8 protein-coding genes are annotated in these 9215 nt (G+C 30.9%); 6 read left to right on the top strand and 2 right to left on the bottom strand.

Annotated elements, in window-relative coordinates:
- Positions 1-429: 429 nt before the first annotated feature.
- The 6 genes from FGK85_RS13615 (at position 430) to FGK85_RS13640 (ending at position 4800) form a co-directional block, all read left to right on the top strand.
- Positions 430-1368: an NAD(P)/FAD-dependent oxidoreductase gene (locus FGK85_RS13615; protein WP_138207514.1), complete on the top strand. Its 939-nt coding sequence runs from the start codon at positions 430-432 to the stop codon at positions 1366-1368.
- A 2-nt stretch (positions 1369-1370) separates the two neighbouring features.
- Entirely contained in the window at positions 1371-1598 is a 228-nt protein-coding gene (locus FGK85_RS13620; RefSeq protein ID WP_138207516.1) for a glutaredoxin domain-containing protein, read from the top strand.
- A 23-nt stretch (positions 1599-1621) separates the two neighbouring features.
- A complete protein-coding gene (locus FGK85_RS13625; protein WP_138207518.1) occupies positions 1622-2143 on the top strand; it encodes a peroxiredoxin in 522 nt (173 codons plus the stop codon).
- 577 nt (positions 2144-2720) lie between these two features.
- On the top strand, positions 2721-3080 hold the full coding sequence (locus FGK85_RS13630) for a CidA/LrgA family protein (protein ID WP_138207520.1): 360 nt from the start codon (positions 2721-2723) through the stop codon (positions 3078-3080).
- 72 nt (positions 3081-3152) lie between these two features.
- On the top strand, positions 3153-3845 hold the full coding sequence (locus FGK85_RS13635) for an LrgB family protein (protein WP_138207522.1): 693 nt from the start codon (positions 3153-3155) through the stop codon (positions 3843-3845).
- Positions 3846-4125: 280 nt separating this feature from the next.
- Positions 4126-4800: a DUF421 domain-containing protein gene (locus tag FGK85_RS13640; RefSeq protein WP_138207524.1), complete on the top strand. Its 675-nt coding sequence runs from the start codon at positions 4126-4128 to the stop codon at positions 4798-4800.
- A 61-nt stretch (positions 4801-4861) separates the two neighbouring features.
- Here the strand turns inward: FGK85_RS13640 and FGK85_RS13645 are convergent, their stop codons facing one another.
- Positions 4862-6385: an N-acetylmuramoyl-L-alanine amidase gene (locus tag FGK85_RS13645; protein ID WP_138207526.1), complete on the bottom strand. Its 1524-nt coding sequence runs from the start codon at positions 6383-6385 to the stop codon at positions 4862-4864.
- A 125-nt stretch (positions 6386-6510) separates the two neighbouring features.
- Positions 6511-9075, bottom strand: coding sequence for a putative bifunctional diguanylate cyclase/phosphodiesterase (locus FGK85_RS13650; RefSeq protein WP_138207528.1), 2565 nt, complete (start codon positions 9073-9075; stop codon positions 6511-6513).
- Between the last annotated feature and the right edge of the window lie 140 nt (positions 9076-9215).

Here is a 9215-nt window from a genome sequence, read left to right on the forward strand (position 1 = left end):
CATGTACTATTTTATCGGTTTTTTTATTTAATTTATTTTAAATATTTTCATGTATTTTATTTTTAATTTTACATAAAATATTTTTATATGTTCATCATAAAATTATATTTTTTCTGCAAAATATAACTTTTTTAATAAATTAATGAAAAATTTCTTAAAAGTACTTTCTAATTAATAATAATTATTATATAATATAAATATAACAAAGAACAAAATTGAATAGCAAATATTAAATATCAAATATCAAAGAACAAATATTAAATATCAAAGAACAAATATCAAATATCAAATATCAAAGAACAAATATCAAATATCAAATATTAAATGGCAAAAAACAAATGTTAAGATTATACACTAAAAATTAATATAAAAGATTAAATATTCTGTTAGGAAGGAAGTGAAAAGTACCGTTAGCTTTCGGTATGAGCTATGGAAAAGCAAGTAATTAATTTAGATTTAATCATTGTAGGTGCTGGTCCTGCTGGTCTGGCTGCAGCAGTATATGCTTCCCGCTCAAAACTGGATACCTTGGTTTTGGAAAATAAAATCATAGGCGGTCAAGTTAGAGATAGCTATAGGGTGGATAATTATCCTGGTTTCCCCTACATAACTGGCGAGGATCTCTCTAACAATTTTCAAAAGCATGCTTTGGAGGCTGGAGCGAAGATTGATGAATTTGACAACATAGTATCCATGAAGCTAGGCAGCGAAGAAAAAATAGTTGAAACTTCTAAAAAAATATATAAACCCCATGCGGTTATATTGGCTACAGGTTCTAACAATAGACTTTTGCCTGTGCCTGAGGAGAAAAAATTCCACGGCAACGGTGTCCACTATTGTGAACTTTGCGATGGTGCCCTTTATGAGGGTAAGGATTTGATAGTGGTTGGCGGAGGAAATTCAGCTATTGAAGGTGCCATTGTTTTATCTAAATTTGCAAAAAACCTAAATATTATACACCAATTCGACTATCTTCAAGCTAATAAAACCAATGAAGAGGAGCTTGCTACAAAAACTAATGTTAAATTTATATGGAATAGTGAAGTTCGCCATGTATTAGGTGAAAGCTCAGTTACGGGGGTTCAAATTGAAAATGTTAAAACAGGAGAACTTTCTGAGGTAAAAACTGACGGTGTATTTGTGTATATTGGAAGAGTTGCTAATAATGAATTGTTTAAGCACTATATAAAATTAGACAACTGGGGTCATGTGCTTACAAATGAAAATATGGAGACAAATATAAAAGGTGTTTATGCTGCTGGAGATTTACGCTCAAAAACCATTAGGCAACTGACTACTGCTGTATCCGATGGAACTATTGCCGCTTTGGCAGCGGAGAAGTATATTATGGAGAGAAAGAGGGTATAATTATGGTAAAAGTTTTTTCAACACCAACATGTCCATGGTGTAAAAAGGTTAAGGATTATTTAAAATCTAATAATGTGGAATTCCAGGATATCAATGTGGCTGAGGATGTAGCTGCTAGAAAGGAAATGTTCCAAATTTCAAATCAAATGGGAGTTCCTGTTGTACAAATAGATCACAAGGTAATTCTTGGCTTTGACAAGGATGCTATTGATGAGACTTTAGGACTTTAGTATAGAAAGGAGTTGTTTTAACTATGGATAGATTAGTAGGCAAAAATGCACCTGATTTCACAATGAATGCCGTAAAGGGTGACGGCAGTGAATTTACACAGGTAAGTCTTAAGGATTATAAGGGCAAGTGGCTAGTTATGTTTTTCTACCCACTGGATTTTACATTTGTTTGTCCTACTGAAATAACAGGCTTTAGTAAACGATATGAAGATTTTACTAAGGTAGGCGCCGAACTGCTTGCAGTTAGCTGCGATAGCCAATATTCTCATGAAGCTTGGATTAAGGGTGATCTAGGGAAAATTAAATTTCCTATAGCTTCTGATATTACAAAGGTTGTATCTGACAACTATGGTATATTGATTAAAGAAGAGGGTATTTCTTTGAGAGGTTTATTTATAATAGATCCTGAAGGAGTAATTAGGTATAGTGTGGTTCACGACTTGAATGTAGGTAGAAGTGTAGATGAAACTCTACGTGTTCTTAAGGCTCTAAAAACCGGCGGCATGTGTGCCGTAGACTGGAGCGAAGGCGATAAAACTTTATAGTAAACGCAGTAAAGTCGATATAAGGTAAATATTCCAAAATAGACATAAAGTAACTAGCAAAAATAGAGGTAAAATAAATATCCCAAAATCAATATAAAGTAATATCCCCAAATAGACATAAAGTAAATGCCAAAAATAGAGATAAAGTAAATATCCCAGCAGATATCTAGTAGATATATAAAGTAAATATATAGTAGATATCAGTATATATATTGGAAATCCAAAAGAAGGTCATCCCCTCTTCTTTTGGATTTTTTATTTCATTAAATAGAAAATTTATTCTTTTCATACAATGTGCATATATTATAAAATTAGTATTATTATATTTTATAGGACAGTTCATTTTTATTTTGTCACTTGAAATCAATGAACTGATAAACAGATCTCTTAGCTTCAGATGGAGTTTTTACTCCAACTGAAGGTTAGAGATCGTTATCCAGGGACGTAGCTGCCGTTATATCCCACTTTGTTAGAAGTTGGAGTGTTACGGCAGGTAGTCATAGGATAAATTAAAGTTTTGAGCAATGAGCAGTAAGCGATGAGCAGTGATTAATGATTAAAAAATCGAGGTGATATTTTGAAAATTTTAAGACAAATTTGTATTATCTTGTTTATAAATTTTATTGGCGAGATAATTCATTTAGCTTTGAGAACATCAATACCTGGCAATGTAATAGGCATGATTTTATTGTTGGTTCTTTTATGTACAGGCCTTATGAAGCTTGAACTTATAGAAGAAATAAGCGACTTTTTTCTTAAAAACTTAGCTTTTTTCTTTTTACCAGCGGGTGTCGGCCTTATTTCCTGTATGTCCCTATTAAGTGGAAACTGGGGAACCATTTTATTAATATGCCTTTTGTCTACTATAGTTGTTATAGTGGTAACAGGATTTACTATACAAATTTTAAAGAAAACATCAGAGAAGATGAGCAATTAAGAATTAATAATTAATAATTAATAATTAATAATTAATAATTAATTATTAACTATTAAGATGAGGAGTTTTAAAATGAATAACCTTTTTAGCAATCCCCTGTTTGGGATAATAATTTCCGTGGTGGCTTTTGAAATAGGAAGTTTTATTTATAAAAAGACAAAAATTCCTTTTTTCAATCCTCTACTAATTTCCATAGCTTTAATAATTTTATTTTTGCAGTGTTTCTCTATAGAGTTGGAGTCTTATAATAAAGGTGCAAGTATAATAAATTTCTTTTTAGCTCCATCTACAGTGGTTTTGGCAGTGCCTCTTTATAAGAAGATAAATCTTTTAAAGGCTCATGCTATGCCTATAATAGTGGGCATAACCACTGGTAGCATTGCTGGAATAGTGAGCATTATATATCTTTGCAAATTGTTTAATTTAGACACAAAATTGAGCATTTCTATGATGCCAAAATCCATAACCACACCTATAGGTATTGAAATCTCTAAGCAACTAGGGGGTATTCCTGCAGTTACTGTGGCAGTTATCATAATAACGGGAATTATGGGTGCCATAATAGGACCTCTTGTGTGCAAAGCCTTTAGGATTAAGGATAGTGTGGCCTTAGGAGTTTCTCTAGGTACTGCTTCCCACGCCATAGGCACTACAAAAGCTATGGAGATAGGCGAAGTTGAAGGTGCCATGAGCAGCCTTGCCATAGGCATAGCTGGACTTTTGACCGTATTTTTAGCACCACTTTTATTTAAGCTATTGCTATAGCAGTACCCCAGTGGTAAAGATTTTTCCAGTTAAACTAGAAAAATCTTCACCACTGGGGTGCTTTATATCTTTCCTTTTTTGTGGAGATATGTCATAAGAATTAATCCCACTATTATGAAAACAACAGTAAATACGCCCTCCGCTATTAATTCCATTTCTAATTCCTCCAATGTGAACTTATATATAATGAATTGCTATGTAAAATGTATAATTTGAAAAAATATGTATCATATTATTAATGTGATAATTAATTAAAAATTATTCATTGGAGCGATGTGATATGAAATTATTTATTGAAGTAACCATACAAACCTTTTTAGCCTTTTTTTCCATACTTTTTATAACTAGAATATTAGGAAGACAACAGGTGGCTCAGCTTACTGTTTTTGAGTATATAAATGGCATAACCTTTGGCTCTATAGCTGCTACTCTAGCCACGGATACCAACCAAAAAACTTGGCAACACCTTATAGGACTTTTCCTATTTGGGGCTTTAACCTTTTTAATGTCCTATATATGTGAAAAAAATAGAAATGCATCTAAGATAATTCAAGGGGAACCGGTTATAGTAATAGAAAATGGTAAAATTTTAGAAGAAAATTTATTGAAGTTTCACTATACTGTAGATGACTTAACCCATCTTCTTAGGAAAAAAGATATATTTGATTTAAATACTGTTAGATATGGAATTCTTGAAACCACTGGAGAATTAAGTATTTTAAAAAACGATGATTCTCAAATGTATTTGCAAAAGGAAGTAGTGATTACTGGCAATATAATATATGAAAATTTAAGAAAGCGAAATTTAGATGTGAAGTGGCTTTTGGATAATCTGAGTTTTATGGGTGTAAAGGACATAAAGGATGTGTTTTTTGCTTATTTGGATGACAATAATAATTTGTTTGTGGATAAAATGGAAGATCACTTCAAAAAACAAAATGACATAATAGAATAGGTGACCTGGGGGCATAGGAAAAGGGCTCATAATATCTTTTAGGATGAGCCCTTTGTTTATATTATTTTTTACCTAAAAAATTTAATATTCCATGGGATATTGCTTCTGCAAATTTTTGTTGGTAGGTATTACTTCTTAATATTCTTTCCTCATTTGGATTACTTATAAAGGCTAATTCAGTTAGTATAGATGGACATGATGCCCATTTATTTACATAGTAATTTGCAGTTTTAACGCCTCTATTACTTAGTCCAATTTCATTTACAAGGCACTTTTGAATAGCTTCTGCCAACTTCTTACTCTCTCCATTTTGATTATTATTTAATGAAAAATATGTTTCTATTCCCTTTGCCGCACTATTAAAAGCATTACAGTGTATACTTACAAAATAATCTGCCCCTGATTCTCTAGCAATATTTACTCGTGCTTTTAAATCTTCAGATTCATTTGATTGCCAATATACCTTGTCACTAGTTCTGGTATATACTACATCAATTCCCTTATCAGATAGTATCTTTCCTAATTTTAATGCCACTGCTAAAGTAACATCTTTTTCTTTTAATCCAGTAGGACCTACAGCTCCAGAATCGTATCCTCCGTGTCCTGGATCTATACATATTTTTTTTCTAATCATAAATATTCTATCTATAATATTGTTTGAAACAACTTTTTCTCCACCCAATATATTTATGTATGCTCCTTCTGTTAATCTATTTCTTAAAAATTTACCCATATCAGCATTTATATCATTATTACACAAAGCAACGAAAGTACCATCATTGGCAGCCGCTGCTGAAGCTACTATGGCATCCGGAAAATTCACACCACTAGTTATGTATACATTATTTAAATTTTGATTCATAAACTTTTCCACTACTTTGTAGTTGGTTTCATACCTATCTTTGCCATAAATTCTTTCAGCCCTAGGTATTTTATTAAACACCGAATCCGATATTACCTTGGGACCACTTATTACATATACATCAGAAAAACCTTTACTTTTTATGTACTCAATGCTTTTAGCATCTATCGAATTATTCTCTGACAATATTATAGGTGCAGAGTCTCTAGCAGCTATAGATCCTATAGATACGGCATCTGGAAAATCTTGTCCCAGCACTACAAAAGCACTATTTACGGTTTTAATCCTCTTAGCTACTTCAAGGCTTGTCTCATATCTGTTATCTCCACTAATTCTTTCTACTTTCACTTTAATATTCTTAAGCTCTTTTTCCACAGAAGGAAAAATTACCCCTTCTCCGCCTATTAAATATACTTTTTTTGCCTTTAATCTTAAGATTTCATTTTTAACTTCTGAATCTAACTCCTTATTTATTAACATTATAGGAGCTTTTAATTGTTTTGCCAAGGGTGCTGCACAGAGCGAATCTGGAAAATCATTTCCACTTGCTATGATAACATTTTCCGCCAAATTAAATTTTTTATTACTAACCTCGATAGATGTTTTATATCTATCCTTTCCGAATATCCTGTTAGTATTAACAGAACCATATACTACTTTAGTTCCTATAAATGTGAACATGCATAAAAAAAGTAGTATAATTAATCTTTTGTTCTTGAACATACTGCCACCACCTTATATTTTTTTTTATATAGTCTATATATTTTATTATATAAAATATTTAATAAAATTCAAACTCTAACATTTTTCTGGTATTAATAATAAAACCTCATGATTTTGTATTTAATTTAGTTAATAAAAATACCTTTTTCTATCATCTTCTCAAATTCCTCTTTAGATACTGGCGGGCTATAAAAATACCCTTGTACTTCATCGCAGGAATTTTGGCTCATAAATTGAAGTTGTTCCTCTGTTTCAACTCCTTCAGCTATAACCTTTAGCTTCAAGCTGTGGGATAGATTTATTATTATCTCTGCTAGGGTTCCATCTTCTTTTTCAGGGTAGTCCTGCACAAACTCCCTATCAATTTTTACCTTGTCGAAGTTAAATCTTCTTAAGTAGCTTAGGGAGGAATATCCTGTGCCGAAGTCATCCATGGCTATTTTTACCCCTAAATCTCTAATAGATTTTAACTGCTTTTGTATATCGTATATATTGTCTATTAATACCCCTTCTGTGATTTCTATTTCCAGACAATGCCCTGGCAAAGCGTATTTTTGTAAAGTTTCTTTTATGGTTTTATACATATCCGACTTTTTAAACTGCACTGGTGATATGTTAACTGCAATGGTTATATCCTTATTGTATTTTTCTCGCCACAGGCTGAGGTTTTTACAAGCTTCCTCTAATACCCATTTTCCTATAGGGATTATCATATCTGTATTTTCTGCTATAGGTATAAATTTATTAGGGTATACCATGCCTATTTCTTTACTGTTCCACCTTATAAGCGCTTCTGCTCCAACTATTTTTCCACTTTTTAAATGCACTTGTGGTTGATAGTTTAGATAGATTTCCCCTCTTTCTATGGCTCGCCTTAATAGGTTTTCTATATTTACTTCCTGCAAATATTCATCTCTAAGCTTTTGTTCGTATATAACCACATTGTATTCCCCAAGCTCCTTGGCATTAGCTCTGGCTATATTAGCTTTTTCCACCAATTCATTTATATCCTCTGAATCCTTTGGATAAGCACTTATTCCTATATCTACTTTTAAATATACAGGGTTACCTTCAAAACAAAATGGTTCCTTTAAAGAATTTATTATCCTCTTTGAAAAATCTAAAATTAACTTTTGATCCTTTTTTTCTTTTATTAATATTAAAAATTCATCACTGCTCATTCTTGAAAATATGCATTCTTCTTTACATTCTTCTTTACAAACTTCCTGAATTCTTCGAGAAAATTCAAGGGCTAAATTATCAATGCTGCTCATACCCAAACTATTTTTAACTGTATCATAATTAATTATAATTAAAGATACCACGTATATATTTTTATCATCCAATTCTTCAAGTTTTGAAAGCTTATTATTAAATATCTTTTTCATTAAACTTGCATTAGGAAGAGAAGTTGTTATATCGTAATTTTTAAGTTTATTTATACTTTTCTCCTTGTTTTTTATTTCAGATAAATCTCTAAAAATCCCTATATAGCCAGTAACCCTTCCCTGCTCTTCTTTTACAGCCATTATAGTAAGATACTTGGGATAACTTTTTTCTCCTTTACGCTTGTCCCATATTTCACCTTGCCATCTTCCGGTTGTTTCAATGCTATTCCACATGTTACTATAAAAACTTTTACTGTGCTTTCCAGATTTAAAATAAGAGGTTTTAAGACCTATAACTTCCTTTTGTGAATATCCTGTAATTTCAGAAAAGGTTTTATTTACATATATGATATTGGTATTTGCATCTGTAAAAATCACAGCTTCTCCTAAATTCTCAAGAATATTCATGAGCAATTTCAACCTTTTAACTGCCTTTTTTCTCTTGTAAATTATAACAGCACTCATGTATGATAACACTACTATTATCACTACAAAGATTATTATTATATGTACAATATCTTTAAACCAAGTTCTTTTTATTGAATTAAATTTATGATTAGGATAATAAGAAATTATCTTCCATCCTGACCCTGCATCTTTTCCGTACAGAAAAAGCTTTTCCCCACTTGCTTTAAGGGAATCAGCGGTATCTACATAATATATTCCCTTTTCTTCTTCTATACTTCCTAGTTTTTCATTGATAACTATATTATTATAATCCCCTTGAGTAAGTATTTTTTGATTATGATTCATAATAACAAATGAAAAGTCTTGGTGATTTTCAACATAACCCAGTACCTTTTTCCAAAGATATTCCGATTCATATTCCACAATTAATTCACCTATTTTCTTCTTATTTTTATCTTCTAAATCCATTTTGAATTCCATAAAGGTTTTGTTTAAATCAAGGCTTTGTTTATTTTCAAAATCCACCACAAGCTGATTGTTTATATCTATAAATTTTATTGTCCTATATATCTTTTTATTTTCTGCATATCGCCCAAACATTTTCTTCATATTATCTAAATTTTCACTATTGGGATTATGTAAATAATTAGTGACTTCATTAGAATTCTTTATTATTTTTAAATCAGAGGCTATTGAATTAAGCGCATGTTCTAAATCATATTTTAGTAAACAAACATCCCTTTGTTGTTTTATTTTTATAAGTTCCTTTTGGTTTTTAATTTGTAGTGTATAAACAGAATATATGATTATAAATAATATTAAAAAGGAGGGAATGGTTATCCTCTTAAAGTATTTCATTATAGTTCTTAATCTTTTGATTTTAGGAAAGTTCATCTTTTAGTACTCCTTTCAGTAAATTCCGTCAAATACAAAGCATCATTACTTTGTATACTCTTCTTATAGTTATGCCAATCATATTTATCTATATTAATTATATTTAGTTACATTAATCATATTTAGATATACTATTATAT

The sequence above is a fragment of the Haloimpatiens lingqiaonensis genome, assembly GCF_901447495.1.
Taxonomy (GTDB): Bacteria; Bacillota; Clostridia; order Clostridiales; family Clostridiaceae; genus Haloimpatiens; species Haloimpatiens lingqiaonensis.